Below are 24,040 nucleotides of genomic sequence, written 5' to 3'. Positions count from 1 at the left end.
CATGAAAGCCGGTGTCGCAGGCTGGCCGGTCGATCACTCGCTTTCGCCGCTGATGATGCAGGCCTGGCTGACCGATGCGGGGCTTGCCGGCAGCTATGACCGTATCGGCGTGCAGCCAGACGCGTTTGCCGCCACCATATCGCGCCTGCGCGATGGGGGTTATCGCGGGATCAATGTTACCTTGCCGCACAAGCAGGCCGCTCTGGCACTGGCCGACGAGGCGAGCGAGGGCGCGCGCGCCTGCGGCGCGGCAAACCTTCTTCTTTTCACTCCAGACGGCATTGTGGCGGACAATACCGATATTGTGGGGGTGAAAGCAGCGCTGGCAGAAAGCGGCTGGCAGGCCGGTGTGGGCCCGGCTGTCCTTATCGGGGCTGGCGGCGCGGCCCGTGCGGCGCTTCATGTGCTTAATGCGTCGGGCGCGCCAGTGCGGATCATCAATCGCAGCCGGGACAGGGCAGGCGAACTGGTCCGTTCCATGGGCTGCGCGGCCCGGATCCACGGGCTGGACGAAGCGGCGGCTGCGCTAGAGGGCGCCCGCCTTGTCATCAACGCCACCTCACTTGGCATGAAGGGACAACCGGAGCTCTGCGTGCCGCTGGATGCATTGCCGCCCGGCGCCGCTGTCTTTGACATGGTGTACGCGCCGCTCGAGACGCCTCTGCTGAAACAGGCCCGGGCGCTTGGCCTGCGCACGGCCGACGGGCTTTCCATGCTGATCGGCCAGGCCCGCCCGGCCTTTGAGGCGTTCTTCGGCCAGCCTGCGCCTGCCGGTACGCAGGTCAGGGCCTTGCTGGAAGCCGCGCTGGAGGAGAGGGCATGATCACGATTGGCCTCACCGGCTCCATCGGTATGGGCAAAAGCACCACGGCCTCCCTGTTCGCCGCTGAAGGCGTGCCGGTCTTTGACGCCGATGCGGCGGTGGCGGCGATGTATGCGCCGGGCGGTGAGGCGGTTGAGCCGGTCGGTACCGTGTTTCCCGATGTGATTACAGCTGGGCGCGTGGACCGCGATGCGCTCAGCGTCCATCTGAAAGACAAGCCACAGGATTTCGCCCGTCTTGAGGCCATCGTGCATCCGCTGGTGGCGGCGCGGCGCGCGGGCTTTCTGCAGCAGGCGCGCAAGGACGGGGCCTGGTGCGTTCTGTTCGATATACCTCTCCTGTTCGAGACCGGCATGGAGGGGCATGTCGATGTGATCGTCGTGGTGTCCGCTCCGGAAGAGTTGCAACGGACGCGGGTGCTGGCCCGTGACGGCATGCATGCAGACAAGCTCGACATGATCCTGGCTCGCCAGACACCCGATGCGCACAAGCGCGAGCGGGCCGATTTCGTTATCGACACGTCAAAAGGTGTGGATGAAGCCCGCCTCCAGGTGCGCGCGGTTCTGGATGCCTTGCGCGAACGCCCGCAAAATCCGCGCCCATGAGAGAGATCATATTCGATACCGAAACCACTGGCCTCTACCCGCTCGAAGGCGACCGGGTCACCGAGCTTGGCTGTGTGGAAGTGTTCAACATGATCCCGACGGGACGCGAGTTCCACGCGCTCATCAATCCGGACCGCGATATCCCTGCCGAGGTAACGGCGATTACCGGCTATACGCGCGAAATGCTGCGCGACAAGCCCCGGTTTGAAGAGGTGGCAAAGGATTTCATCGCCTTTGTCGGGGATGCGGTGATGGTGGCGCACAATGCGCCCTTTGACCGCGGCTTCATCAATATGGAGCTGACGCGCGCAGGCCTGGACCCTTATCCCGACAGCCGGTTCAAGGACACGGCGGCGATGGCGCGCGAGCGCTTTCCCGGCTCGCCGGCCAATCTCGACGCCTTGTGCAAACGATTTGATATTTCACTGGAAAGCCGCACCAAGCACGGCGCGCTTATCGATGCCTATCTGCTGGCAGAAGTGTATCTGGAGCTTAATGGCGGGCGCACGCGCGCGCTGGACTTTGCCGGGCTGGAGGGCACGGACCGGACGGTGCGCTATGCGCCCCGCCCGCCGCGCCCGGCCCCGTTACAGCTTTCAAGCACGCCCGAAGAGCGTGCCCTCCACGCGGCTTTTGTGGCCGAGATGGGAGAGGCACGCGTCTGGAAGAGGTTCGGCGTCTAGCCTGATCAGGCGTTGCCTGCCGGCGGGTTGGAGCCGCCTTGTGCGCGCTGGGCGAGCTGCTGGCGGTAGAGGCTGGCAAAATCGACAGGCTCGAGCATGAGCGGCGGGAAGCCGCCGTTTTGCGTCGCGCTGGCCACGATTTCGCGGGCGAAGGGGAAGGTCAGGCGAGGCGCCTCGACCAACAGGAAGGCTTCGCGCGCCTGCTCGTCCATGCCGCGGATCTGGAACAGGCCTGCATAGCTCAGCTCGCAGACAAACAGGGTGGCGTTGTCGCGCTGCGCCTTGGCCGAGAGAAGCAGCTCGACCTCGAAACTCTCCGCATCCAGCGCGCGCACGCGCACATCAATGCCCAGATCGATATTGGGCTGGGAGGCGCTACCGCGCAGCGTGTCGGGCGCGCCGGGATTCTCAAAGGAGAGATCCTTCACATACTGCCCCAGTATTCTTACGCTCGGCCCGGCGGCCGGGTTTGCGTTCTGGTCAGGTGTATTGGGGGTATCAGCCATGATCGGTGCAAGCTCCTGTGGACGTTTTCCAGCCTTGGCATTGAAGGCCGGCAGCAGGGCTGGAATGCGCCCGCTTCCTGTGCAAGGTCTGGGCGGGTAGCATGGCGCGCGATAGCGGGCAAGCCGGTGTTCCGGGCCGCCATGCCAAAGCGCAGCCTGCATTGTACGGGCTGACCTGAGGCGGCTGACGGCCTATATGAGTAGGCAGGGATGGCCATCAACCCGCCCGAAAGCCGGGCGGCCAAGAGGTGCATGCGCGTGGAATTGTTGCAGATACTCTTTTTTGCAGGCTTGGCCGTGTTCATCGGCATACGCCTTTACATGGCGCTTGGCCGTCCTGTGGGGCGCTCCCCGGAAGAGCATGCGCGCGAAGAGGCCGAGAAGGCCGTAGCGCGTGAGGCGGCTGCGCCGGCCCGCGAAACAGCCAGCGTGCAGGACCCATCCGGGCGCCCGCAAACTGCATTCAGCGCCGTTGATGTCGATGAAGCTGCCTATGATGGCCTCGAGGCCATTGCGCAGGCTGATACCGGTTTTGATGCAGCGGTGTTCATCCAGGGCGCGCGTGCCGCTTATGGGATGATTGCCGGCGCGTTTGCGCGCGGAGACGTGGAAGCGCTGGAGCCTTTGCTGGCTCCGCGCGTGATGAGCGCTTACCGCGATGCCATTGAGGCGCGGGCTGCGAAAGGCGAAACCCTGACCACCGAGATCGACCGCATCAAGGAAACGCGCCTGCAGGAAGCTTCCCTTAACGGGCCAAAGGCCAAGATCAAGGTGCGATTCGTCGCCGAGATTGCCCACGAAACGCGCGCCAGCGATGGCAGCGTGGTGTCGGGCGATATCGCGGCGCTGCACCCGGTAGCGGAGATCTGGAGCTTTGAGCGCGATGTCACGAGCGACAACCCGAACTGGCGGCTTTCTGCCGTGCGCCCGGCCTAGCACCCTAGCCGCGCTCTGCCTTGCGCTAATCCTTTCTGCCTGCGCTAGTGTGCCGGACACGCCGTCCGCTACACCGCAACCCCCTGCCGTATCGTCACTCGATCTGCGCCCGCTTTCCGGGTTTGGCGCGCTTGAAGGCTGGGCCCGGCATGATGTCAGTGCGGCCTTGCGCTCTTTCGGGCAGAGCTGCGAGGCTATCCAGCGCCGTCCGGCCGACCGGCCGCTCAACGAGCGCGCGCCCTATGCGGGCCGGGCCGGCGACTGGCATGCGGTGTGCGGCGAGGCGCTTACCCTGATCGCGCGCGGCGCAACGGCCCAGATGGCCCGCAGCTTCTTTGAAGCGCGCTTTACGCCGGTGGCTCTGGGTGGTGAGGGGCGGCTGACCGGCTATTATGAGCCCATGGTGCAGGCGCGCTATTATCCCGATAACGAGTTTTCCATGGCGATCCGCGCGCGTCCGGGGCTTTCCCCGCGCGGGGATATGTCCCAGCTCATCGCTGGCCTCGATGCGGATCGGTTCAGCGGCGCGGACGAGGCGCGCCCGCGCGCCGAGATCGAGGCGATGAATATCGGCGTGCCGCTGGCCTGGGGCCGCCCGATCGACGTGTTCTTCATGCAGATTCAGGGTTCTGGCCGTCTGGTGTTTGATGATGGCAGCCAGCGCCGTGCTGCCTTCGCAGCCCATAATGGCCATCCTTACGTGTCTATAGGCCGGCTGCTTCTGGACCGGGGCGAGCTGCCGCCGGGACAGGCGTCCAAGCACCACATTGAAAGCTGGCTGGTGCGTAATGGTCCGGCGGCGTGGACGCCGCTCTTCAATGAAAACCCGCGCTATGTGTTCTTTGATCTGCAGGAGATTGCCGATCCCAATACCGGCCCGATGGGGTCGCAGGGCGTGCCGTTGACGCCAATGGCGAGCCTGGCAGTCGATCCGGCCTTCCATGCCTGGGGCGTGCCGGTATTCATCGATGGCGAAGTATCAGGACAGGGCCGTTGGAACGGGCTTGTCATCGCCCAGGATGCGGGCGGGGCCATTACTGGCCCGGTGCGCGGCGATCTCTTCTTCGGCTGGGGTGACGAGGCCGGACAGACCGCCGGGCGCCAGAACAGTTTTGCGCGCTGGCACTTGCTGCTCCCTCACGCGCTGGCGGCCCGGTTGCGCCGGGTATCGTGACAGGCCATGAGCGGGCCGAAGCGCACCCTGACACCGGAAGAACGTGCCCTCTGGCGCAAGGTGTCGCGCACGGCCCGGCCGCTGCCCGCAGGCGGAATGCGCGTTCAGCCGCCTGTGAATGAGGAAGTGTTTGCTGCCCTGCTCAGAGGCCGGAGCGGCACTGCGCCTGCCGCGCTCAACGCCGGGACTGTACCGAGAAGCGCGCCGGTAGAGCGCGGCGCCGAGCGCAAGGTGCGCCGCGGGCGCGTGGAGATTGATGCGCGCATTGATCTGCATGGCGAGACGGCCGACCATGCCCGCCAGATGTTGCTGGCTTTTCTGTCCCGCGCGGCCATGAAAGGCCATCAAACCATCCTCGTCATCACCGGCAAGGGGGCTGCCGGGCGGGCGGAGGATTCCCGCCGGTTTGAGCCCTGGACGCCGGATGCACCCTCCCTGCCGGGGGTCTTGCGCCGCAGTCTGCCCTTATGGCTCGCCGAGCCGGACTTTGCCGTTCTGGTCAGCGGCTATGCGCCCGCCCATGCCCGTCATGGCGGCTCCGGCGCCTTTTATGTCATGCTGCGGGCATGATGAAGGCTGAGCTTTCCGACAGAGCGCGCGCGCTGGCGCGAGAAGCCGGGTTTGACGCCGTGCGCATAACCCGCGCCGATGCGCCCTGGGAGGCAGGCGAGCGGCTGCGCGCCTTCGTCGAGGCGGGGCATCATGGCAGTATGGGCTGGATGGAAGAGACGCTGGACCGGCGCGTCCACCCGACGGCCATGTGGGCAGAGGCCCGCTCGGCTGTCGTGGTGGGGCTCAATTACGGGCCGGAGCACAATCCGCTGGATGATCTTGCGCACACGGACCGCGCTGTCATTTCGGTCTATGCGCGCAACCGGGACTATCACGATCTTCTCAAAAAACGCCTGAAACAGATGGCGCGCGCCTTCCATGGCGAGACGGGTGAGGGCGTGAAGGTTTTTGTCGATACCGCGCCCCTGATGGAAAAGCCGCTGGCGGCGCGCTCCGGGCTGGGCTGGCAGGGCAAGCATACCAATCTGGTCAGCCGGGACTGGGGCAGCTGGCTGTTTCTGGGCGTGATGCTGACCGAGGCGGAGCTGGTTCCTGACGCGCCCGAAACCGATCATTGCGGATCGTGCCGGGCCTGCCTCGACATCTGCCCCACAGACGCGTTTCCTGGCCCCTACAGGCTCGATGCGCGCCGCTGCATCTCCTACCTCACCATCGAGCATAAAGGCCCCATACCGCGCGAATTCCGGGCCGCCATGGGCAATCGCATCTATGGCTGTGATGACTGCCTCGCCGTGTGTCCGTGGAACAAGTTCGCCGCGCGCACCGAAGAGACCGCCTTTCACGCTCGCGCCGAGCTGGAAGCGCCCTTGCTGGGCGCGCTTTCACGCCTCGATGATGCGGGTTTCCGTGCGCTCTTTACTGCCTCTCCGGTCAAGCGCATCGGCCGGGACCGGTTTGTGCGCAATGTGCTGATTGCGCTGGGCAATGATACCGGCCCGGACGCGCTGGAGGCGGTGCTGGAGCGGCTGGATGATGCAAACGCTCTGGTGCGCGGGGCGGCTGTCTGGGCGCTGTCCCGGCTGGACCAGGCACGCTTTCAGGCAGAGCGTGAGGTGCGGCTTGCCGGCGAGACCGATAGCGATGTTTCCGCAGAGTGGAACACTGGTCCCTGCTAGCGGTTCTGATGCAAGGGTTTCCCATGTGCGTGCCACTGCCTACATGAGCGCGGTTGTCTGATCTCAAAACACTTTTCAAGGGCTGTGCATGACCGAATTGTCGCCGCGCGAAATTGTCTCCGAACTGGACCGCCACATTATCGGTCAGCATGACGCCAAGAAGGCGGTGGCCATTGCGCTGCGCAATCGCTGGCGCAGGAAGCGCGTTGATGAGTCCCTGCGGGCCGAGATAACGCCGAAGAACATTCTGATGATCGGCCCTACTGGTGTCGGCAAGACCGAGATTTCCCGGCGCCTGGCCAAGCTGGCAGGCGCGCCCTTCCTGAAAGTGGAAGCCACCAAGTTTACCGAAGTTGGCTATGTCGGGCGGGATGTGGACTCCATCGTGCGTGATCTGGTCGAGATTGCGATCTCGCTGGTGCGCGAGCGCCGCCGCGAAGAGGTGCGTCCACGCGCGCAGGAAGCGGCAGAAAAACGTGTTCTGGACGCGCTGGTGGGGCCGGGGGCGAGCACCACGACGCGCGATAGCTTCCGCCGCAAGCTGCATGCAGGCGAGCTGGATGACAAGGAGATCGAGATAGAGCTCCTGGACGATGCCAACCCGCTGCAAGGGCTGGACCTGCCGGGCATGGGCGGCGTCGGCATGATCAATCTCGGTGACATGCTGGGCAAAGGCATGGGCCGCCGCCGCAAGACGATCCGCACGACGGTTCGCGAGGCTTATGAACCTCTGCTGCAGGAAGAGGCCGACCGCTTGCTTGATGACAGCCAGATTCAGGCCGAGGCGGTGCGGCTCGCAGAAAATGACGGCATCGTCTTTCTCGACGAGGTCGACAAGATTGCCGCCCGCGCAGAGGCGCGCGGGGCCGACGTGTCACGCGAAGGCGTGCAGCGCGATCTTTTGCCCCTCATCGAGGGGGCGACCGTGGCTACCAAGTACGGCCCGGTGAAGACCGACCATGTGCTTTTCATTGCCTCAGGCGCCTTCCACGTCACCAAGCCGAGCGATCTTCTGCCCGAGCTGCAGGGCCGCCTGCCGATCCGTGTCGAGCTCAAAGCGCTGACCCGCGAGGATTTCCGCGCCATTTTGACCGAGCCGGAGGCGAGCCTCGTCACGCAATATGTGGCCCTGATGGCGACCGAAGGGTTTGATCTCAGCCTTGATGACAGCGCGATCGAGGCGATTGCCGATTATGCAGCCGAGGTGAATGCCAGCGTTGAGAATATCGGCGCGCGCCGCCTGCACACGATACTGGAGCGGCTGGTGGAGGAGATCAGCTATACCGCCTCAGACCGCTCTGGCGAGACGCTGGTGATTGATGCCGCCTATGTGCATGAGCGGGTCAAGGCGCTGGCTTCCAACGCCGATCTGTCGAAATTTATTCTCTAGGGCGAGGCGGCCAGGCTGATCTCCAGCGTGCTGGCCGTGCTCATGTCCTTGAGGAGCGCCACCAGCTCAACGCGGGCAATCGCGATACAGCCTTCGGTGGGCTTGTAGTCCTCGCTGGCGCAATGCAGGAAGATGGCCGAGCCCAGCCCCGGCACGGGCGGATTGTCATTATGGCCGAGCACCACAACGACATCATAAAGCCCGTCTTCGCGCGTCATCACCTCGTGGCTGGACGGCCAGGGCATGCGGACCGGCCGGTTATAGGCCGGATCGCCGGGCGCATCGCACCAGCCATCATCGCTCGTGATCATCTGCAGGGGCAGGGCGGTTAGCGGTTTTTCCAGCCTGTCTGCGCGCCAGAGGGCACGGCGGACAGGCCATATACCGGCCGGGCTTGCCCCATCCCCCTCGCGCTTGGCATCTGCGGGAACAATGCCGGAGCGGCCCAGAGCGCATCGAAAGCGCTGGCCGCCGGCCAGCAGGATCCCATTACTGTGAGCGGTCATTTTCATATCGCCAGACTGCCGTCATGCCGCCGCCGCCCGCAAGCGGCTTGAGGCAGTTGGCGGTCAGGCGCAACGCGCCCTATGTTTACGGGGAACGCCTATCAGGGAGGCTTGGCCCGCCATGGCCGGTGAAAAGACCGTTCTCATTATCGATGACGATACCGATCTGCGTGAGGCGCTGGCCGAACAGTTTGCCCTGGAGGACGGGTTTGCCGTCATTACAGCGGTCAATGCCAGCCAAGGCATGGAGCGTGTGCGGGAGGACAATCCTGATATCGTCATTTTCGATGTCGGCCTGCCGGACATGGACGGGCGCGATGCCTGCGCGGCCTTGCGTGAGGAAGGCGAGAGCGTCCCGATCATCCTTCTGACCGCTCAGTCAGGCGATGAAGACCATGTGAAGGGGCTGCAATCTGGCGCCAGCGACTTTCTGGCCAAGCCGATCGCCTTCCGGGTCCTGCTGGAGCGGGTACGCACCCAGCTCCGGCGCTATGAATCTTCTGAAGATGCTGTGCTCAATATCGGGCCTTATGTCTTCACGCCGGGCATGAAGCAGCTGGTCAATCAGGATGGCAAGCGTATCCGCCTGACGGAAAAGGAAACCAGCATATTGAAATATCTCTACCGGGCGGGCGGCCAGCCTGTTGCCCGCGAGGAATTGCTGGACCGGGTGTGGGGCTATCACCGCGAGGCCAACACCCACACGCTGGAAACGCATATTTACCGCCTGCGCCAAAAGATCGAGCCGGATCCGGGCAAGACGCGCCTGCTGGTCACCGATACAGGCGGTTACCGCCTGCAGGCCTGAGCCACATCACATCGGACGGCCGAGCTTTTCCACCAGCATGCGGCGCAGCTTGCGCATGCCGCCAACCCAGCGGTCGCGGTCCTGCCCTTTGGTGGCGACATAGCCGGGCGTATTGGCGTGGGTCATGACGAGGAAGCGCTTGTCTTCCATAGCCTTGAGCAGAATTTGCGCGACCTCGTCAGCTTCCAGATAGCCGCCCAGCCCCTGCGCGCCGCCTTCAATGCCCTGCACCAGCGGCGTGTTCACCCCTTCCGGGCACAGGCAATGGACGTTCATGCCTTCGTCACCATGGGTGATGGCCAGGCATTCGGCAAAGGATACGGCCGCAGCCTTGGTGGCCGAATAGGGCGCATCGCCGATCTGGGCCAGCAGGCCCGCGGCTGACGCTGTGATGACGAAATGGCCGCCCCGAGCGGCGATTTTGCGGGCGAGGTGACGGGCTGCAAACACGCTGCCCATCACATTGACCTGCCAGCAGAGATCCCAGGCGGCATTGGGCGCATCGCCTGCGCCCCAGCCCGGCCCGTCCGTGACGCCAAGACCTGCATTGGACACATAGATGTCCACCGGACCCAGCGTACGCTCGACCTTGTTGATGAAGCGCACCAGAGCGGCCTCATCGCCAACATCGACCGCCTCGCCGAACCCGGCGAGTGACTTGCCCGCCTCCGCCGCCGCACCGGCATTCAGGTCAGCAATAGCGATCATTGCCCCCTTTGCATGCAAGGCCTCTGCGACGGCGAGCCCTATGCCGCTTGCCCCGCCGGTCACAATGGCGACTTTGCCGCGCAGATCCATGTTCATACTCTCCTAACCCTGATCTCTGGCCAGACTAGACGGTGCGCGCTGGTTGGCAATCATTGAAGCCTGACGTGAACGCGCCCTGCCAATGCCGGGCCTTTACGGTTGTGCAACACTCTATCTATAGTGTTGTTCACTGAATCGATTCAGTGGATTTATACATTGTCTCTTGAGCTCCAGCGTCTCGCAGCGCTTCGCGCCTGCGCCATACTCGACACCGCACCGCATCCGGCGTTTGACTGCCTGACGCGAACGGCGGCGCTTGCGCTCGATATGCCGATTGCGCTGGTGGCTCTGGTTGATGCCGACCGCCAATGGTTCAAGTCCGCGTTCGGCGTTAATGTGCGTGAGACCGCCCGCTCGATCTCGTTCTGCAGCCACACCATCAAGGGTTATGAACCCCTGGTGGTCCCGGACACGGTGCGCGATCCGCGCTTTGCCCGAAATCCGCTGGTGTCTGGCGCTCCCCATGTGCGCTTTTACGCCGGCGCGCCCCTTATTGAAGGCAATGGGTATGCCGTCGGCACGCTTTGTGTGCTGGACACCCGGCCGCGGTCGTTGAGCGAAAGCAATATCCGCCTGCTTGGACACATGGCGGATGCTGTGATGCACGCCATTGATGCGCATCGCGAACGGCTGGAGCTCAGGGAATTGCGGCGCCGGCTTTCCAGCCAGGACACCCATTTGCCCGCCGAAGCGTCCGTCCAGAAGCGGGCCTGAAGCCGTCAGGCCGCAGCTGACACTGTAGCGCCGACAATAGCACACACGATCAGCAAGGCGGCTTCATACTCTTCGACGCTATGGGGCTTGCGTACACTCGAGGCAACATTGGGATACTGGCTGGAAGCCGGTCCAAGGCGTGAAACATCGCCTGAAAACACGATCACCGGTATGGCGCGCCACTCGGGCGATTCCAGCAGGCGTTCGAGTATCCAGATTCCATCTTCGCCTGGCAGGCGCAAATCGAGAACCACGCAGTCAGGCAGCGGGCTTGAGGCCAGCTGCGCAAGTGCCGCACGGCCGCTGGCGGCGCGGGAAACCGTGCACTCAGGTGATTTGCGCACGAGCATGCCGGCAAACAGTTCTGCTTCGGTGTCGTCGTCCTCGATCAGAAGTATCCGTGCCGGTTGCGTGGTGTCGCCCATGCGTGATCCGCCCTGCAAGCTCTATGATCGGAGCCTAGGGGTGGAAGGCGCGCGCGGGCAATCTTTAATTGCGTGCTGCAGCGCGAAATCGGTAGGGCATTCTATTGCTTGTCCGGGCAGCAAGGCTGCAACGGTGTCCCCGACAGGATTCGAACCTGTGGCCCCCAGATTAGGAATCTGATGCTCTATCCTGCTGAGCTACGGGGACACTGGAGCGGACAATAGCCAAAGCCCGCAGCGCTGTCATGCTGGCCTGGCGGTGGCGGACAGCTCACTGACGCCAGCAGCACCTGTCATCAAACCGACGCGCACTGGTGACGGTCCCGTCATCAAAACATCACCAATGCTTCAACCCGGCGTGATCTGTCTGTCACCAATCCCGGGTCTAACGAGCAAGACCCGGCTTGCGCGCGCGCAAGACGGTTTCTGGTTGTTTTTCAGGGGGACTTCACCGATGACCATCCGCAATCAACGCCTTCTGGGCGTATCGGGCCTCGTGCTCGCTCTTGGCGTGAGCGCTTTTGGCGCCGAGGCGCTTGCACAACACCAGCTGACCGGCCGCGTGGTGGACGAGCGCGGCAACAGCCTTCCGGGCGCCCGCGTCAGCGTGCCGGAGCTGGGCCTGACCACCTCTACCGGACGTCAGGGCGAGTTTACCTTCCCGTCCCTTCCTGCCGGTGAGGCCCGGCTTGAGGTAGATTATCTTGGTCTGCCGACCGGCGTGCGCGGTGTGAACATATCGGCCAGTGAAGCCAATACCATCACCCTCACGCTGGCCGCTGATGCCGACGGGGTGGACCGTATTGTCATTACCGGCTCTATCCTCGACGGCACGGCCCGCGCGCTCAACCAGCAACGCACTGCTGACGGCACGACCAGTATCGTGTCGTCGGACGCTATTGGCCGCTTCCCGGATGCCAATATCGCCGAAGCGCTGCAGCGCGTGCCAGGCTTTGGTATCGCGCGCGACCAGGGCGAAGGCCGCTATATCAATCTGCGCGGCGCGCCGAGCGAGTTTACCGCCGTCAGCGTTGACGGCACCAACCTGCCCTCGCCGGACGGTTCCACCCGCGCGATTGATCTCGACACCATCCCGTCTGACGTCGTGAACACTATCGAGGTATTCAAGACTCTTCTCCCTGATCAGGATGCGGACTCTATCGCCGGTGCGGTGAACCTTGTCACCCGTTCGCCGTTTGACACGCCGCGCCTGCGTATCAATGCGTCTGGCGGTGCGAGCTATAACGAGTTTGGCGGCACGAATGATTACCGCTCCTCGCTCGTCATCTCCAACGTGTTCGGCGCGAACGGCCAGTTCGGCGCGCTTCTCTCCGCCAGCTATTCGCGCACCGACCGTCAGGTCGACAATATCGAGAGCGAGTGGGAACTGGAGAATGTCGGCGGGGTCGACACCTGGGTCGTGACCGAGAACCAGTTCAAGGATTACGACACCGAACGCACCCGCACCGCGTTCACCGGCTCGCTGGAGTATCGCCCGGACGACGCCACGCGCTTTTTCGTGCGTGGTTCGCATTCGCGCTTCCGCGACGATGAATACCGCAATCTCTTCCTGCTGACCTACGATGCCGGTTCGATTGTCACTGCGACCGACAACACCGCGACCTGGGCCAACACCCGCTTTGAGAAAGAGCTGCGTCACCGCACGGTTGAAAACACCATCACCACGCTGGCCGCTGGCGGCGAGCATGATTTTGGCGGTGTCGAGCTGGACTACACCCTGTCATGGGCGCTGTCTGAACAGAGCTATCCGCAGCGTAACCAGCTGCAGTTCCGCTCCACGCTGCGCCCGACGGTTTCCTACGACTATTCCAATCCCGACCAGCCTGCGATCACGATCTTCCAGACCGCAGAGCACCTCAATCTTGGTGCCTACAACTTCCAGCGCCTTGACGAGCGCGGGGCAGATACGCGGCAGGAGGAATGGGCCTTCCGCGCCAATGCGCAGTTTGCCGGTTCGCTCTTTGGCCGTAGCGCCACGCACCGTTTCGGTGGCGCCTACCGCAACCGTGATGTCTCGTTCGACGACGAGCGCTACCGCGCCGCCGCCGCGCAGGCCGGTCTTTACGGACCGGGTGTGCCGATGTCCGATCTCCTGGGCACCGAGCCGTCGCTGAACTTCAACTATAATCTTGGCGTCAAGTTTGATCCGCGCCTCGTGGATGCCTATTTCAATTCCGTGCGTCCGGCCCTGCGCAATGATCCGGCGCGTCTCCTGCGCCCGGCCTCCCTGCAAGGCGATTATACGGGCGAGGAAAGCATCTATGCCGGCTATGGCATGACCCGTGTGGAAATGGCCAACACCACCGTCATCGCGGGTCTGCGCGTGGAGCACACCGAGTTTGACGGCACGGGCAACCGCTTCTCCACCACCACCCAGACCGCAACACCAGTATCGGCCAGCCAGTCCTATACCAACTGGTTCCCGAACCTGACTGTGCGCCACGAGTTCAACGAGAATCTGGTGGGCCGCCTTGCCCTGACCCGCGCGATCTCGCGTCCGGACTATGATGATATTGTCCCGCGGATCAGCGCCAATGACGGTCCGGGCACCCGCACGGTAAGCCTTGGCAATCCGGACCTGCGTCCGACTATCGCCAACAATTTCGATGCAGGCCTTGAATACTATCTGCGTCCGCTCGGCCTGATCGCGCTCAACGCGTTCTACAAGGACCTGGAGGACTATGAGTACACCTTGCGCTCATCAGGCACGTTCGAGGGCGATCCGGCAAACTTCACCCGTCCGGAAAATGCGCCTGGCGGTTTCATCCGCGGCGTTGAGCTGACCTGGCAGCAGACTTTCGATTTCCTGCCCGGCATGATGAGCAATTTCGGTGTGTTCGCGAATTACACCTGGACGGACTCCGAGATGGAGCTGGGCCGCACCATTGCGGGCCGCTCCGTGGTGCCGCTGCAGGGCCAGTCAGACTATGCCTATAACGTTGCCCTCTTCTACGAGGCCGACCGGTTCAGTGCCCGCCTCTCCTACAATGACCGCTCAGATTATCTCGATGCGCTCGACATCGAAGAGCCGGGCCGTGATCTCTACTGGGAAGGCCGCGAGCAGCTCGACTTTACGGCAGCGTTCGAGGTGACGAGCCAGTTCGAGCTCTTCCTGGAAGCCAAGAACCTGACCAACACGCCCGGCGTGCGCTATTTCGGCGAGCGTCAGCGTGTCTATGAGTACGAAGAGTTCGGCCGCAGCGTGTTTGTTGGCCTGCGCTTCAACTATTAGGCCATATAGCCTGAATGCCTAAAGCCAGGGGTGCGAGGGAAACCTCGCGCCCCTTGTCTTTTTGCGGTGTCTTTCCGGCCCATCACCGGTCTGTGACTGGCGCAAAGCGGGGCAAACGGGTATCAAGGCTGCATGCGCGCGCTTCTTGCCAGCCTTGTCATGCTTGGCCTTGCCGTTACCGGCTCGGCCAATTGCGCGCTTGCCATGCCGGTTGTGGAGGCTGCCGAAACGGCGTCTCACGCTGCTCCGGCAAGCCACCCGCCCTGTCACGAACCGGCGCCGGTGTCTCACGACGACCTGCATCCTGCCCTGCATGGCGATGAAGCCTGTCAGGGCGGCGCAGCGTGTATTGATTGCGCGCTGGCGTCCGGGTTGTCGGTGGATGCCGCTTTTCTTGACGGCGTAGCTCTGCACGGCGCGCCGCGCCTGTTCGCCGTGAAGACGGTCCTCTCGTCTGCGCCTGCGCACGACCCGCCCCCTCCCCGGATCTGATCCTTCCTTGAACCGGCGCGGCTCTGTCCGCGCCTCTTCGGAATTGATCAGACGGGAAGGATAATCCCTTGAGAGCATATATCTTCGCAGGCGCCTTGCTGGCGCTTGCATCCGGCGGCATCGCAGATGCCCGTCCGGTATCCTATGAGGGCGGCAGAACGCTCATCGTGGAACATGACCGCGATATGAGCGCCATCTGGGCGCACTACACGCCCCATCACCGCTATTCCATCGGCTATCGCGGCGAATGGCACCGCGAGGATGATCATGTCTTCCACGGCGTGCAAGCCACATGGCTCGCCAATCGCTGGTTTGGCGAGGACTATCAGGCCAATCTTTACCTGTTTGGCGCGGCCGGTATTGCATCTGGCGTGGACGATAACCCGGCAGGCAGCGGTGCGGCCGGCTCGCTGGGGCTGATGGCCGACTGGGAGACGCGCCGCTGGTTCGTCTCCTACATGGCCAGAGGCTTTGCCGGTGAAACGGTCGGTGAAAAGGCCATGCAGTCCGCGAGGGCAGGCGTTGCCCCTTACGTGGCCAATTACGGCGCGCTCCACACCTGGCTGATGGTTCAGGTGGAGCACAATCCGCAGGCCGAGAACCCCGTCGGTGTGACACCGCTCGTGCGCTTCTTCCAAGGACCGCTCATGGCCGAGTTCGGCTGGTCGGTCACCGATGACAAGCCTTTCCTCCAGTTCCAGTACCGCTTCTGAAGCGGCCATTCCCGATTAAAAGGAGACATTCCATGTCTATTCGCCAAATCACGCTTGCTTTCGCCCTTGCCGTCACCCCGGCGCTGAGCGCTGCGCCCCATGCGCTGGCTCAGGAAACCGCCCTGTCGGAAAGCCAGATCACGCCCGCCATGAGAAGCGCCCTCGATGAGGGTGGCTCGCTGGTCGTGGTCGATGTGCTGGGTGCGGTGTGCGATTTCTGCGCGCTCGCCATGACGCGCACGTTCGAACGCCGCGCCGAAGTCGCCGCCGCTACAGTTGATCTTGATGCCAAGACGCTGACCTTCGTGGTCCATGAAGACCAGACGCTTGATGATGCCACGATTACCGACCTGATCCGCCGCGCCGGCTATCAGGCCAATGGCATAACCCGGCCGGAGGCGTTGTAATGCGGCTTGTCTTCCGCGAGGCGGGGGCTCCGGCCCTCGCCCTTTTCGCTAGCCTATCCACCCTCATCTGCTGCGCCCTGCCAGCCCTGCTGGTGACCGTCGGGGCGGGCGCGGTGATGGCGGGGCTGGTGGCCAATGTGCCGGGTCTGGTGGCGTTCACCGCCTGGAAGGGGCCGCTCTTTGCCCTGTCGGGAGCGCTATTGCTGGGGGCGTTCGCCATGCGCTGGTTCACCCGCAATGCGCCCTGTCCGGCGGACCCGAAGCAGGCGGCAGCCTGTGCGCGGCTGCGCCGGTGGGGCGGGATCGTGCTGATCGCCGCGGCAATCGTATGGGTGATCGGCTTCTTCTTTGCCTTCTTTGCCGCCGCGCTCTTCTTCTAGCGGCACCCGTTTACGCTTCACTCCGCTCTGATGTCTTGTCAGACTGGGGTGAAGCGGGACGGGGAAGGGCCAGGTGGGAAGGATAATCGCAGCGGCATTTGCCACTTTCTGCCTTGCTGCCTGCGGTGCGCTGCCCGACGCGGAACCGGACGCGCTGCCGCTGGCTGAGGACACTTCAGGCGCCCGCGCCATCAGCGGGGATCGCTTCACGCTGGAGATTGAGGGCGAGGTGGCCGATGTGCGCCTTGCCGGTATACGCGCGCCGCGCTCCGGCCCGTCTGCAGAGCTGGCGCTGGCACGGCTACAGGCCCTGCTGGACGAGGCTGGCGGCAATCTGGTGCTTACCCCTGCCGGACCCGGCCGCAATCGCTATGGCGCGCTTCTGGTGACCGCCACGCGCGGTGACGGCTCTACTCTGCAGGAAATCCTCGTGGGCGAGGGGCTGGCCGCTGTCGACAGCCATGGCGACAACACGGCGCACACCGCCCGGCTTCTCGTGCTGGAGGAGGAGGCAAGGCTGGCAGGGCTCGGCGCGTGGGGTTTGCGCGATCTTCTGGTTCACTCCACCGATCCCAACGCGCTCGCGCCCTGGCTGGACAGTGTTCAGATCGTGGAGGGGCGGGTGATCTCCACCGGGCAGGCCCGCGATGGGCGCATCTATCTCAATTTCGGCACGGACTGGCGGACGGATTTCACCGTGCAGGTCATGCGCCGCGACCAGCGCCGCTTCGAGGCGCAAGGCATTGATCTGCGTGCGCTGGAAGGCGCCGTGGTGCGGGTACGTGGCTGGATGTATGCCGAGAACGGCCCGATGATCTCGCTCAATCACCCGGAGGCGCTGGAGCTGGTGGACGCGCCCGAGGCAGCGCGCCTGCCCGGCCGGTAAGGCTGGCCCAACAGGCTACCCTGCCGGAACCAGTCCGGCCTCTTCAGGATCGCCGACAATTTCGGTCAGGGATTTTTTCAGCTTCATCAGCGCCTGATGTTCGATCTGGCGCACCCTCTCCTTGGAGATACCCAGCTCCTCGCCGAGCTTTTCCAGCGTGACGGATTCCTCGGTAAGGCGGCGCTGCGTGATGATGTGACGCTCGCGCTCGCTCAGGCGGCCCATGGCCTCGCTGATCCAGCTCTGGCGTGTGGCCGTGTCGCGCGCATCCATCACAGCCGCTTCAGGATCGGGGCGGTCATCAGCGAGCAGATCCTGCCACTCGCCTTCACCCTCTTCGGTAAAGGGCGCATTCAGCGAGCGGTCAACAGCAGCCAGGCGTGCGGCCATCGCGTCCACATCGTCTTCACCGACTTTGAGCGCTTCGGCGACATAAGCGCGGTTTTCGGGCGTCAGTGCGCCCCCGCTCACATCGCTGATCAGGGCGCGCAGGCGGCGCAGATTGAAGAACAGCGATTTCTGGGCTGCCGTGGTGCCGGTGCGCACGATCGACCAGTTGCGCAGCACATAATCCTGGATCGAAGAGCGTATCCACCAGGTGGCGTAAGTGGAGAAGCGCACGCCGCGCTCCGGCTCAAAGCGGGCCGCCGCCTGCATGAGGCCGATATTGCCTTCCTGTACGAGGTCCGGAAAAGGCAGGCCGTACTGGCGGAAACGTGCGGCCACCGCGATGACGAGGCGCATATAGGCCGTGGTGAGCTTGTGCAGGGCCTGCTCGTCACCCTCCTCGCGCCAGGCTGTTGCCAGCGCCAGTTCCTCCTCGCGCTCCAGCAAGGGTACCGCCATCGCGGCTTTCATGTATTGACGGTCAGGATCGGCGCTGCGGCGGGCAGAAGGCTGGGTGGACATGGACGCTACTCCGGCAAGGGCGGCATCGGATTTCACCAGCCTTTACGGTGAACCGCGTTCACCGGATCATATTTGTGCCTCATTCTGTGCAGCCGGGCCGGGCGCAAACGAAAACACCCCGCCGGCAAGGGCGGGGCGTTTCGTCAGATCGGGAAGGAAGCGTGCGCCTTAGGCGGCTTTCTTCTGCAAGGAGGTGGAGAGGATTTCCAGCGCCTTGTCACGGTCGACCTTCTCCACGGCAGCAACCTCGCGCACCATCCGGTCCAGCGCGGATTCATAAAGCTGGCGCTCGGAATAGGAGGGTTCGGGCTGGTCTTCGTGCCGGTGCAGGTCGCGCACCACTTCGGCGATGGAGATCAGGTCGCCGGAATTGATCTTGGCTTCATATTCCTGGGCGCGGCGGCTCCACATGGTACGCTTCACCTTGGCCTTGCCACGCAGGGTTTTCAGGGCGTCGGCCAGCACCTTGTCATTGGCCAGCGGACGCATGCCTGACGCGATGGCTTTTGCGGTCGGCACACGCAGTGTCATTTTGTCCTGCTCGAAGGAAACGACATAAACTTCAATATCGAAGCCTGCCACGGTTTCCTTCTCCACCCCGGTCACGCGGCCTACGCCGTGAGCCGGATAGACGATGTAATCACCCTTTTTGAAGGACTTGTTGTCATTGGCGGTTTTCTTGGTCATCGACACTCTCTTGGCCAGCGCGCACGGAGCCTTCGGGGCACTGATAATTGTCAACAGCCCTCCCGCCGGTGAGAACCGGGGAAGTGATGGTGAAGACAATAGATCAGATCAAAGCAATTCCCTGAGGGGTCCGCTTCAGGCGCGGTTATCGAAGGCGTTCAAGCTACCACAATCGTGACAGAAATTCAATTGCTGCGTTTGTGAATGTTTAACGGTTTCGCCACAACAGTAAATACAAAGTTAATCGCCAGACCCCGGCTTGTCGGAAAAGTACTTGTCCAGCTTGCCAGACACCGTCTCGAATTCAGCGGCATCTGCAGGCGGGTCCTTGCGGACGGTAATGTTTGGCCAGGCAGTGGCGTACTTTGAATTCAGGGCAAGCCACTTGCCATCTGGATCGTCTTCAGTGTCTGGCTTGATGGCCTCTACAGGACATTCCGGCTCACATACGCCGCAGTCAATGCACTCGTCGGGATGAATGACGAGCATGTTCTCGCCTTCATAGAAGCAGTCCACCGGACAGACTTCCACGCAGTCGGTGAACTTGCAGCGTATGCAGGCGTCAGTGACGATATAGGTCATGGCAGCGTCAGGTTTCCGGTTGGCATGGACGGCGGACAGGCGGCGCGCCGGAGATGGAACCCGCAAAGGGGTTTGTCAATCACGGTCCTGCGATATCCAGCGTCCGGTATAGCGTTCTGGCCTCGGCAGGGGGGCCGCGCCGCTCGCCGATGGCACAGACCTCAATGCGTGCAGGGACCGGCCGGAGCGGCAATGTGAGGATGTCACCGGGCTGGATGATGTGGGCCGCCTTGGCAATTTTGACGATCTGGCCACCGCGTTCCAGCCTGACATGGCCGCGATTGACGAGATCGGCAGCCAGCGCGCGCGATTTGAGGAAGCGCGCGCGAAACAGCCAGATATCAATACGGATACGCTCTGGCGCTTCGTCGCCGGAGGCTGGCCCTGTCATGTGGGTCCCGATCCCTTTGCGGCACGGGCGTTGCGTCTGCGCCGGGGCTTTCTGCCGCTGTTTGCAGGCCGCCGGGCCGGAGCGCGCGGCAGGTCGAGTTCGGCAAGCCGGGCGAAGGGGCTGGCGGCGTCAGGCGGCGTGGCAGGCCGGGTGATGTCTGCGGGCTTGCTGCGCGCCTTGCGGGTTGCTGACCAGAGGTCCGGCGTGCTGTCAGCCGCCTTTTTCACGCGGGTATACCCAAGGGCGCGGACAATTTCCTCCAGACCGTCCATCGGCAGGCCCAGCAGGGCCATCATGGTGTCATCAAGAGCGAACCAGCCGCGCGGATGCGGTTTTCTTGCTTCGCGCACCGCATCGGCCAGGCGCTCCAGCATATCGATGCGCACCGCCAGCGACCCGCAGACGAGATAGCCGGCTGATGCCATTTCCGTTGCCGGCCGGCCCTGCGGGGCGGGCAGGCATACCCGTCCGGGGGCCGGGCGGAAACGCGCCTCGGCTTCGCCTGCATGCAGGGCATGAAGGAGCGTGTTGAGGCCGGCAGCGCGGGGTTTGAGCAGAGCGGGCAGGAAGACCGCGTGCTCTCCGATACGCACCCCGGCGCTGCGCAGCTGGCGGCGCTCATGGGCGGACAGCTGGGCTATGTCACTGGCCAGTTCGTGGCGCGGCATGGCGCCGCCTGCTTCCACAAGCCGCCAGGCGATGCCGCGCGCCAGCCCGTCAAGGCCGGAATCGGCGCCGGTCCGGTTTTTGAGCGCGACAAGGGCGCCCAGATGACGCGACACCTCTCCGGCAACGTGGCGCTGCAGGCGCTGCGCCGCCCTGGCAATCGCTTCAGCCGCGCCCAGCTCTCCGCCGACCAGCACGACATCCGGGTTCAGCCGGTCTGCCGACCGGGCGAGCTTTCCCGTCCGCTCGCCCTGCCAGACCAGATAGCCATCGCCATCCAGCTCCAGATCGGCCGCGTCCGCCCGCGCCAACTCGCCGAGGCGCCGGTTGATCTCCGGGCGCACAGCCTTGAGTGCCGCGCCGGTGACCGCGCGCTGGGCCAGCGGCCCGCCCGCATGGTCGGGTGCAAAGCGAAGGCCCTTGAGGCGGCCGACAAAATGGCCCTCCACCGTCACCTCACCGCGATGGTCCACCCCGGCGGCCAGATCGGTCTTGTCGCGCAGACCCTTCACAAGGGCTGAGGTGCGCCGGTCGATGAAACGGGTCATCAGGGCTTCGTGCAGGGCGTCCGACAGCGCATCTTCCACCTCGCGTGTGCGTGCCTGCCAGTGGGCCGGGTCGCGTGTCCAGCCGGGACGGTTGGCCGCATAGGCCCAGGTGCGCACATGGGCGAGACGCTGGGACAGGGTGGCGACATCACCGGCCGTACCGGACACACGCGCCAGCTGACCGTCCAGCCAGGCATCGGGCAACACCCCCTCACGGCTCATCAGATAGGCGTATATCTGGCGCGACAGGCGGGCATGCTCGTCCACGGTGGTCTTGCGGAAATCAGGGATGCGGCAGACATCCCACAGGGTTTCCAGTCCGCCGCGCGTACGCGTCCAGCCACGCACCTCGCCATCCGCGCTCAGGGTTTCAAGCACCTGCTCGTCCAGTGCGCCGCGCACCCGTTCCAGCCCTTTGGCGGGGCAGGGCCTTGCCAGCGAATTGCGAAGGGCTTCCAGCGACGAAAAATCCAGCGCGCTGTTGCGCCAGGTCAGCTTTGTTACCGGCGCGAACTCATGGTTCTCCACAGCCTGAATGGTCTCGGCATCGAGCGCGCGTGCATCGCCCGTCTCGCCAAACGTGCCATCGGAGCGGAAGCGGCCTGCGCGCCCGGCAATCTGGCCGATCTCGTCGGGCCGCAAGCGGCGGCGGCGATGGCCGTCGAATTTGGAGAAGGCGGCAAAGGCGACATGGTCCACATCCATGTTGAGGCCCATGCCGATAGCGTCAGTGGCGATGAGATAGTCCACCTCGCCGGACTGGTAGAGCTCAACTTGCGCGTTGCGGGTGCGCGGTGAGAGTGCGCCCATCACCACAGCGGCCCCGCCGCGCTGGCGGCGTATCAGCTCTGCAATCGCGTACACATCTTCTGCCGAGAAGGCGACAATGGCGGAGCGGCGCGGCAGCTTGCCGAGCTTTTTCGGGCCAGAATAGGTGAGGGTGGAAAAGCGTTCGCGCTCTACTCTTTGCGCATCGGGCACCAGCCGCGACAGCATGGGCGCCATGGTGGAGGCGCCCAGCAGCATGGTCTCCTCACTCCCGCGCGCATGCAGAAGCCGGTCGGTAAAGACATGACCACGGTCCGGGTCTGCGGCGAGCTGGATCTCGTCGATCGCGAGGAAGGCGGGGCGCAGATCGAGCGGCATGGCCTCCACCGTGCACAGGAAATAGCGCGCGCTTTTCGGCACGATCTTTTCCTCGCCGGTGATGAGCGCCGCCGCCCCCGGCCCCTTGGCCTTGACCACGCGGTCGTAAAGCTCACGGGCCAGCAGGCGCAAAGGCAGGCCCATCACGCCGGAGGAGCGCCCCAGCATGCGCGTCAGGGCAAGATGGGTCTTGCCGGTATTGGTCGGCCCGAGAACCGCCGTGATCTCGCCTTGCGTGGGCATGACCGCCTCGCTTTCAAGCCTGAAAGATAGGGTGTAGCGCGCGCCGGTTTAAGGGCGGATGGCAGGCATGGATACTGGCATCGATTGATGCTAAAATGGATGCCTGAACCGGAGCGTCTGCCATGCGTACGACCTTGAACCTTGATGATGATCTGCTCGAAAAGGCCGTAAAGCTTACAGGTATTGAAGAGCGCGCCGCTCTTGTCCGAGAGGCCATGAAGGCCCTGATCGAGCGCGAGAGCGCGCGCCGCCTCGCCCGGCTGGGGGGCACGCAGCCAGATTTGCGGCCCGTTCCCCGGCGGCAGGGCGAACCTGCTTGATCCTCGTCGATACATCGGTGTGGGTAGATCATCTACGTTCCGGCGAACCGCTGCTGGCTGGCCTGCTGATGAATGGGCAGGCCGTGTGCCATCCCTTCATCATTGGTGAGCTGGCGCTCGGAAACCTGTCAGACCGGGCGGATATTCTGGCTGATATGGAAAACCTGCCCATCGCGCCCCTGGCTGCTGATGAGGAGGTGCGCCGCCTTATCGATCAGCACGGTCTTGCGGGCAGCGGTATCGGTTATCTTGACGCACATCTCGCCGCATCGGCAAAGCTGGGTGCGCTACAAGGCTTATGGACCCGCGACAGGCGTCTGGCGCGGGTCCTTGACCGGCTAGGCCTGGCTGTGGATTTCGCCTAACCGCCCACGCGCAGATGCGTGGCGTTGATCGTCAGGTTGCCAATGCGGGTGTTGGCGCGGTAGCGCACCGGCACCCAGACATCACCGTGCTGGGCCAGCCACATCGTTACCGGGCGGTTGGTGTCTTCCTCGGTCGGGCGCTTGCCTTCCTCATAGCCGCTGATCGGTTCGACATAAGCGCGGCAGACCAGCGCTTCACCAGACCAGGCGCGTGTGTTCACGTTGCTCATACCGCCATTTTCCAGACGCAGATTATAGCGTGCCCGGCCGTCAAAGATCGGGACCCGGCCGGAGCAGGGCTCGCCATTGGCCGTCATCGGTGCGGTCAGCATCATGTTGAGAATGCCCGAAATGGGATCAATCGCGCCCGCGCGGTCTTCATCGCTGGCCGCCGGATCACCCATCGAGCCGAAAGGCGGGTTGATATCGGGCACGGCCATGCCTTCAACGAAGTTCACGGCCACGATGCGGCCCTTGCCGCTGGCATGGTTGAGGTGCTGATAGCGCCATGGGTCCAGCCCGTCTTCACGGACATAGCCCGACACGCCGGCCTCGATATTGGTGTCGTCGAACCAGCGCAGCAGTCCGCCCGACTGGAAGGTGGCGGTTGCCGAATAGGTGTCGCCGGGCCAGACCGCGTTGATGGAGATGTTCGCGACCGGGATCAGCAATAATGACCCGGAATACTGGACAAACAGGCTTTCCGGGGGTGCGGCGAGCCGGGTTCCCGTGTCTGCGCTGGCTGGCAGGGCGGGCAGAACGGCCAGGGCCGTCATGGCCAGAAGGGCTTTCAATCGCATGGTTCGCTCCAGCAGGATGATTGCACAGATATTCTATCGCGTTCCCAAGCTGTCTGCACGATGAACACGGCAGTGTTGTGGCATCCGGTTCAGGCAGCGCGCTCATATACAGGCCCGGCTTGACGTTGCGCGCCCTCTCGGCTAACACCCGCGCTCCTTGCGCTGGAGGCTCTTCCTTGCGCGAGAC

28 protein-coding genes and 1 tRNA gene are annotated in these 24,040 nt (G+C 63.9%); 18 read left to right on the top strand and 11 right to left on the bottom strand.

The window, feature by feature from the left end:
• Position 1 precedes the first annotated feature (1 nt).
• From aroE to dnaQ, 3 genes are read left to right on the top strand one after another with little or no spacing between them, the layout of a single operon-like run.
• On the top strand, positions 2-823 hold the full coding sequence (aroE, locus tag ACTIGC_RS00640; RefSeq protein WP_439632569.1) for a shikimate dehydrogenase: 822 nt from the start codon (positions 2-4) through the stop codon (positions 821-823).
• Entirely contained in the window at positions 820-1,428 is a 609-nt protein-coding gene (coaE, locus tag ACTIGC_RS00635; protein ID WP_439632568.1) for a dephospho-CoA kinase, read from the top strand. The genes aroE and coaE overlap by 4 nt, the downstream gene beginning before the upstream one ends.
• The gene (gene dnaQ, locus ACTIGC_RS00630) at positions 1,425-2,111 is read left to right on the top strand and encodes a DNA polymerase III subunit epsilon (RefSeq protein WP_439632567.1); all 687 of its coding nucleotides are present in this window, start codon (positions 1,425-1,427) and stop codon (positions 2,109-2,111) included. The genes coaE and dnaQ overlap by 4 nt, the downstream gene beginning before the upstream one ends.
• A 5-nt stretch (positions 2,112-2,116) precedes the next feature.
• Here dnaQ and secB read toward each other — a convergent pair whose 3' ends face one another.
• Positions 2,117-2,617 (bottom strand): protein-export chaperone SecB, encoded by a 501-nt coding sequence (secB, locus tag ACTIGC_RS00625; RefSeq protein ID WP_439632566.1) that lies wholly within the window; start codon positions 2,615-2,617, stop codon positions 2,117-2,119.
• A 210-nt stretch (positions 2,618-2,827) separates the two neighbouring features.
• On the opposite strand from secB, the gene ACTIGC_RS00620 reads away from it, so the two are divergent.
• The 5 genes from ACTIGC_RS00620 to hslU all read left to right on the top strand — a co-directional run bounded on the left by ACTIGC_RS00620 (position 2,828) and on the right by hslU (position 7,805).
• Entirely contained in the window at positions 2,828-3,553 is a 726-nt protein-coding gene (locus ACTIGC_RS00620; protein WP_439632565.1) for a Tim44/TimA family putative adaptor protein, read from the top strand.
• A 49-nt stretch (positions 3,554-3,602) separates the two neighbouring features.
• Positions 3,603-4,727, top strand: coding sequence for a murein transglycosylase A (gene mltA, locus ACTIGC_RS00615; RefSeq protein WP_439632564.1), 1,125 nt, complete (start codon positions 3,603-3,605; stop codon positions 4,725-4,727).
• A 6-nt stretch (positions 4,728-4,733) separates the two neighbouring features.
• A complete protein-coding gene (locus ACTIGC_RS00610) occupies positions 4,734-5,297 on the top strand; it encodes a Smr/MutS family protein (RefSeq protein WP_439632563.1) in 564 nt (187 codons plus the stop codon).
• Positions 5,297-6,415, top strand: a complete 1,119-nt coding sequence (gene queG / locus ACTIGC_RS00605) for a tRNA epoxyqueuosine(34) reductase QueG (protein ID WP_439632924.1) — start codon at positions 5,297-5,299, stop codon at positions 6,413-6,415. The genes ACTIGC_RS00610 and queG overlap by 1 nt, the downstream gene beginning before the upstream one ends.
• Before the next feature lie 88 nt (positions 6,416-6,503).
• On the top strand, positions 6,504-7,805 hold the full coding sequence (gene hslU / locus ACTIGC_RS00600) for an ATP-dependent protease ATPase subunit HslU (protein WP_439632562.1): 1,302 nt from the start codon (positions 6,504-6,506) through the stop codon (positions 7,803-7,805).
• Here hslU and ACTIGC_RS00595 read toward each other — a convergent pair.
• Positions 7,802-8,317 (bottom strand): L,D-transpeptidase family protein, encoded by a 516-nt coding sequence (locus tag ACTIGC_RS00595; protein WP_439632561.1) that lies wholly within the window; start codon positions 8,315-8,317, stop codon positions 7,802-7,804. The genes hslU and ACTIGC_RS00595 overlap by 4 nt on opposite strands.
• A 115-nt stretch (positions 8,318-8,432) precedes the next feature.
• Here ACTIGC_RS00595 and ACTIGC_RS00590 point away from each other — a divergent pair, with 115 nt between their 5' ends.
• Positions 8,433-9,119 carry a response regulator transcription factor gene (locus ACTIGC_RS00590; protein ID WP_127565075.1) on the top strand — a complete coding sequence of 229 codons (687 nt, stop codon included), beginning with the start codon at positions 8,433-8,435 and terminating at the stop codon, positions 9,117-9,119.
• Between the two features lie 6 nt (positions 9,120-9,125).
• Here the strand turns inward: ACTIGC_RS00590 and ACTIGC_RS00585 are convergent, their stop codons facing one another.
• Positions 9,126-9,923: an SDR family oxidoreductase gene (locus ACTIGC_RS00585; protein WP_439632560.1), complete on the bottom strand. Its 798-nt coding sequence runs from the start codon at positions 9,921-9,923 to the stop codon at positions 9,126-9,128.
• A 159-nt stretch (positions 9,924-10,082) separates the two neighbouring features.
• Here ACTIGC_RS00585 and ACTIGC_RS00580 point away from each other — a divergent pair, with 159 nt between their 5' ends.
• The gene (locus ACTIGC_RS00580) at positions 10,083-10,640 is read left to right on the top strand and encodes a GAF domain-containing protein (RefSeq protein ID WP_439632559.1); all 558 of its coding nucleotides are present in this window, start codon (positions 10,083-10,085) and stop codon (positions 10,638-10,640) included.
• A 5-nt stretch (positions 10,641-10,645) separates the two neighbouring features.
• On the opposite strand, the gene ACTIGC_RS00575 is transcribed toward ACTIGC_RS00580, so the two are convergent.
• Together ACTIGC_RS00575 and ACTIGC_RS00570 are read right to left on the bottom strand one after the other, a co-directional pair.
• Positions 10,646-11,065, bottom strand: a complete 420-nt coding sequence (locus tag ACTIGC_RS00575) for a response regulator (protein WP_439632558.1) — start codon at positions 11,063-11,065, stop codon at positions 10,646-10,648.
• A 134-nt stretch (positions 11,066-11,199) separates the two neighbouring features.
• Positions 11,200-11,273, bottom strand: a tRNA-Arg gene (locus tag ACTIGC_RS00570).
• A 246-nt stretch (positions 11,274-11,519) separates the two neighbouring features.
• Between ACTIGC_RS00570 and ACTIGC_RS00565 the strand changes: the two genes are divergently transcribed.
• The 6 genes from ACTIGC_RS00565 (at position 11,520) to ACTIGC_RS00540 (ending at position 17,196) form a co-directional block, all read left to right on the top strand.
• Positions 11,520-14,318 carry a TonB-dependent receptor gene (locus ACTIGC_RS00565; RefSeq protein WP_439632557.1) on the top strand — a complete coding sequence of 933 codons (2,799 nt, stop codon included), beginning with the start codon at positions 11,520-11,522 and terminating at the stop codon, positions 14,316-14,318.
• Positions 14,319-14,450: 132 nt separating this feature from the next.
• The gene (locus tag ACTIGC_RS00560) at positions 14,451-14,810 is read left to right on the top strand and encodes a hypothetical protein (RefSeq protein ID WP_439632556.1); all 360 of its coding nucleotides are present in this window, start codon (positions 14,451-14,453) and stop codon (positions 14,808-14,810) included.
• Between the two features lie 68 nt (positions 14,811-14,878).
• Positions 14,879-15,523, top strand: a complete 645-nt coding sequence (locus tag ACTIGC_RS00555; RefSeq protein WP_439632555.1) for a hypothetical protein — start codon at positions 14,879-14,881, stop codon at positions 15,521-15,523.
• A 32-nt stretch (positions 15,524-15,555) separates the two neighbouring features.
• A complete protein-coding gene (locus tag ACTIGC_RS00550) occupies positions 15,556-15,930 on the top strand; it encodes a heavy-metal-associated domain-containing protein (RefSeq protein WP_439632554.1) in 375 nt (124 codons plus the stop codon).
• Complete coding sequence (locus tag ACTIGC_RS00545) at positions 15,930-16,310, top strand: hypothetical protein (RefSeq protein WP_439632553.1); 381 nt, start codon at positions 15,930-15,932, stop codon at positions 16,308-16,310. Before ACTIGC_RS00550 ends, ACTIGC_RS00545 begins: the two co-directional genes overlap by 1 nt.
• Before the next feature lie 73 nt (positions 16,311-16,383).
• On the top strand, positions 16,384-17,196 hold the full coding sequence (locus ACTIGC_RS00540) for a thermonuclease family protein (protein ID WP_439632552.1): 813 nt from the start codon (positions 16,384-16,386) through the stop codon (positions 17,194-17,196).
• A gap of 15 nt (positions 17,197-17,211) precedes the next feature.
• Here ACTIGC_RS00540 and ACTIGC_RS00535 read toward each other — a convergent pair whose 3' ends face one another.
• The 5 genes from ACTIGC_RS00535 to ACTIGC_RS00515 form a co-directional block, all read right to left on the bottom strand.
• On the bottom strand, positions 17,212-18,105 hold the full coding sequence (locus ACTIGC_RS00535; RefSeq protein ID WP_439632551.1) for an RNA polymerase factor sigma-32: 894 nt from the start codon (positions 18,103-18,105) through the stop codon (positions 17,212-17,214).
• Positions 18,106-18,273: 168 nt separating this feature from the next.
• A complete protein-coding gene (locus ACTIGC_RS00530; RefSeq protein WP_188393600.1) occupies positions 18,274-18,792 on the bottom strand; it encodes a CarD family transcriptional regulator in 519 nt (172 codons plus the stop codon).
• Positions 18,793-19,032: 240 nt separating this feature from the next.
• On the bottom strand, positions 19,033-19,374 hold the full coding sequence (fdxA, locus tag ACTIGC_RS00525) for a ferredoxin FdxA (protein WP_127565064.1): 342 nt from the start codon (positions 19,372-19,374) through the stop codon (positions 19,033-19,035).
• Between the two features lie 79 nt (positions 19,375-19,453).
• A complete protein-coding gene (locus ACTIGC_RS00520; protein WP_127565063.1) occupies positions 19,454-19,765 on the bottom strand; it encodes an RNA-binding S4 domain-containing protein in 312 nt (103 codons plus the stop codon).
• Positions 19,762-22,368 (bottom strand): helicase-related protein, encoded by a 2,607-nt coding sequence (locus ACTIGC_RS00515; RefSeq protein WP_439632550.1) that lies wholly within the window; start codon positions 22,366-22,368, stop codon positions 19,762-19,764. Before ACTIGC_RS00515 ends, ACTIGC_RS00520 begins: the two co-directional genes overlap by 4 nt.
• A 122-nt stretch (positions 22,369-22,490) precedes the next feature.
• On the opposite strand from ACTIGC_RS00515, the gene ACTIGC_RS00510 reads away from it, so the two are divergent.
• Positions 22,491-22,688: a type II toxin-antitoxin system VapB family antitoxin gene (locus ACTIGC_RS00510; RefSeq protein WP_439632549.1), complete on the top strand. Its 198-nt coding sequence runs from the start codon at positions 22,491-22,493 to the stop codon at positions 22,686-22,688.
• Positions 22,685-23,053, top strand: a complete 369-nt coding sequence (locus tag ACTIGC_RS00505) for a type II toxin-antitoxin system VapC family toxin (RefSeq protein WP_439632548.1) — start codon at positions 22,685-22,687, stop codon at positions 23,051-23,053. The genes ACTIGC_RS00510 and ACTIGC_RS00505 overlap by 4 nt, the downstream gene beginning before the upstream one ends.
• On the opposite strand, the gene ACTIGC_RS00500 is transcribed toward ACTIGC_RS00505, so the two are convergent.
• Positions 23,050-23,853 (bottom strand): DUF3108 domain-containing protein, encoded by an 804-nt coding sequence (locus ACTIGC_RS00500; protein WP_439632547.1) that lies wholly within the window; start codon positions 23,851-23,853, stop codon positions 23,050-23,052. The two genes, ACTIGC_RS00505 and ACTIGC_RS00500, sit on opposite strands and share 4 nt — an antisense overlap.
• Positions 23,854-24,040: the final 187 nt, after the last annotated feature.

It is taken from the genome of Glycocaulis sp. (genome assembly GCF_051859565.1).
GTDB lineage: Bacteria > Pseudomonadota > Alphaproteobacteria > Caulobacterales > Maricaulaceae > Glycocaulis.
The sequence above is the reverse complement of the archived record's forward strand: the minus strand, read 5'-3'. Positions and strand labels throughout refer to the sequence as shown.

Coding starts and splice junctions, on each gene's coding strand:
- ACTIGC_RS00500 (WP_439632547.1), bottom strand. CDS start 23,853: ATGCGATTGAAAGCCCTTCTGGCCATGACGGCCCTGGCCGTTCTGCCC.
- fdxA (WP_127565064.1), bottom strand. CDS start 19,374: ATGACCTATATCGTCACTGACGCCTGCATACGCTGCAAGTTCACCGAC.
- ACTIGC_RS00550 (WP_439632554.1), top strand. CDS start 15,556: ATGTCTATTCGCCAAATCACGCTTGCTTTCGCCCTTGCCGTCACCCCG.
- ACTIGC_RS00620 (WP_439632565.1), top strand. CDS start 2,828: ATGGCCATCAACCCGCCCGAAAGCCGGGCGGCCAAGAGGTGCATGCGC.
- ACTIGC_RS00610 (WP_439632563.1), top strand. CDS start 4,734: ATGAGCGGGCCGAAGCGCACCCTGACACCGGAAGAACGTGCCCTCTGG.
- ACTIGC_RS00520 (WP_127565063.1), bottom strand. CDS start 19,765: ATGACAGGGCCAGCCTCCGGCGACGAAGCGCCAGAGCGTATCCGTATT.
- ACTIGC_RS00575 (WP_439632558.1), bottom strand. CDS start 11,065: ATGGGCGACACCACGCAACCGGCACGGATACTTCTGATCGAGGACGAC.
- queG (WP_439632924.1), top strand. CDS start 5,297: ATGAAGGCTGAGCTTTCCGACAGAGCGCGCGCGCTGGCGCGAGAAGCC.
- ACTIGC_RS00530 (WP_188393600.1), bottom strand. CDS start 18,792: ATGACCAAGAAAACCGCCAATGACAACAAGTCCTTCAAAAAGGGTGAT.
- ACTIGC_RS00590 (WP_127565075.1), top strand. CDS start 8,433: ATGGCCGGTGAAAAGACCGTTCTCATTATCGATGACGATACCGATCTG.
- ACTIGC_RS00595 (WP_439632561.1), bottom strand. CDS start 8,317: ATGAAAATGACCGCTCACAGTAATGGGATCCTGCTGGCCGGCGGCCAG.
- ACTIGC_RS00510 (WP_439632549.1), top strand. CDS start 22,491: ATGCGTACGACCTTGAACCTTGATGATGATCTGCTCGAAAAGGCCGTA.
- ACTIGC_RS00565 (WP_439632557.1), top strand. CDS start 11,520: ATGACCATCCGCAATCAACGCCTTCTGGGCGTATCGGGCCTCGTGCTC.
- dnaQ (WP_439632567.1), top strand. CDS start 1,425: ATGAGAGAGATCATATTCGATACCGAAACCACTGGCCTCTACCCGCTC.
- secB (WP_439632566.1), bottom strand. CDS start 2,617: ATGGCTGATACCCCCAATACACCTGACCAGAACGCAAACCCGGCCGCC.
- ACTIGC_RS00585 (WP_439632560.1), bottom strand. CDS start 9,923: ATGAACATGGATCTGCGCGGCAAAGTCGCCATTGTGACCGGCGGGGCA.
- aroE (WP_439632569.1), top strand. CDS start 2: ATGAAAGCCGGTGTCGCAGGCTGGCCGGTCGATCACTCGCTTTCGCCG.
- hslU (WP_439632562.1), top strand. CDS start 6,504: ATGACCGAATTGTCGCCGCGCGAAATTGTCTCCGAACTGGACCGCCAC.
- ACTIGC_RS00535 (WP_439632551.1), bottom strand. CDS start 18,105: ATGTCCACCCAGCCTTCTGCCCGCCGCAGCGCCGATCCTGACCGTCAA.
- coaE (WP_439632568.1), top strand. CDS start 820: ATGATCACGATTGGCCTCACCGGCTCCATCGGTATGGGCAAAAGCACC.
- ACTIGC_RS00560 (WP_439632556.1), top strand. CDS start 14,451: ATGCGCGCGCTTCTTGCCAGCCTTGTCATGCTTGGCCTTGCCGTTACC.
- ACTIGC_RS00515 (WP_439632550.1), bottom strand. CDS start 22,368: ATGCCCACGCAAGGCGAGATCACGGCGGTTCTCGGGCCGACCAATACC.
- ACTIGC_RS00545 (WP_439632553.1), top strand. CDS start 15,930: ATGCGGCTTGTCTTCCGCGAGGCGGGGGCTCCGGCCCTCGCCCTTTTC.